Genomic DNA, 1081 nt, shown 5'->3' on the forward strand with positions numbered 1-1081 from the left:
TTGAAACGGCGCGGGCGGCGGGCGGGCGCGAGCTTCGCCCCACCGTCGTTCCACCACCTTTCCACCCCAGCCGCTTACTTTGATGCAAACTTCCCTGCCCGCCGCCGTGCTTTCGCCTCCCCACGACTCGTTCTCTGCTGCTGCCAACGCCCGGCTGGCCCAGCCCTGGGTCACGACCACCGAGCCCTCGCAGCTGCGCAGCATCTGGGCGCGGCGCTGGTGGATACTGCTGGGCACGGGCTGTTTCGCGCTCTCCAACGAGGCGCACCCGTGGCAGCGCCCGGGCAATTTTCTCATCAGCTTCACCATTTCGCTGCTGTACTTCGTGGGGCTGTGGCTGGCCAACGGCTACACCTCCGACTGGCTGAACCACCGCCTGGGCTGGACGGAGCTGCCCGTGCGCCGGCTGCTGCTCACCATCGGGGCCTCGCTGGCGGCCTCGCTGGCGGTCATTGTGGTCATCGGCGAAGGCATTACGCTGCTGCTGTGGCACAAGTCGCCGTTGTTCATCTTTCAGCACAACGTGCTGGGGCAGATGGTGGCCCCGCTGGTGATGACGGTGATACTCTCGCTGTTCATGCACTCGCGCTCCTTCCTGCTGGGCTGGCGCGAGGCCACGGTGCGCGTCGAGCGCCTTGAGAAGGAAACCGCCGTGGCCCGGCTCGATTCGCTGCGCCGGCAGGTCGACCCGCACTTCCTGTTCAACTCGCTGAACGCGCTGACCTCGCTGGTAGAAGAAAACGACCCCGCCCGCGCCGTGCGCTTCATCCGCCAGCTCTCGCAGGTGTACCGCTACGTGCTCGACAGCGAAAGCCAGGAACTGGTACCGCTGGCCGACGAACTGAAGTTTGCCGAAAGCTACCTCTACCTGCAGAAAACCCGCCTCGGTGACGCCCTGGTTGTGGAAATGGACCTGCCGCCCGCCGCCGTGGCCCCGTACTATGTGCCCCCGCTGGCCCTGCAGCTGCTGCTCGAAAACGTGCTCAAGCACAACGCCGCCTACCAGGCCGACCCGTTGCGCCTGCGCGTGACGCTCGATGCCACGGCCCACACCCTGACGGTGCGCAACACGCGCCGCCCG

At 66.7% G+C, this 1081-nt stretch carries 1 protein-coding gene; it reads left to right on the forward strand.

Annotation, left to right across the window (positions count from 1 at the left end; translation table 11 throughout):
* Positions 1-82: 82 nt before the first annotated feature.
* On the forward strand, positions 83-1081 hold a 999-nt coding region (locus ACYVDE_RS23855; protein ID WP_460504016.1), incomplete at its 3' end, for a sensor histidine kinase.

It is taken from the genome of Hymenobacter agri (assembly GCF_054778495.1).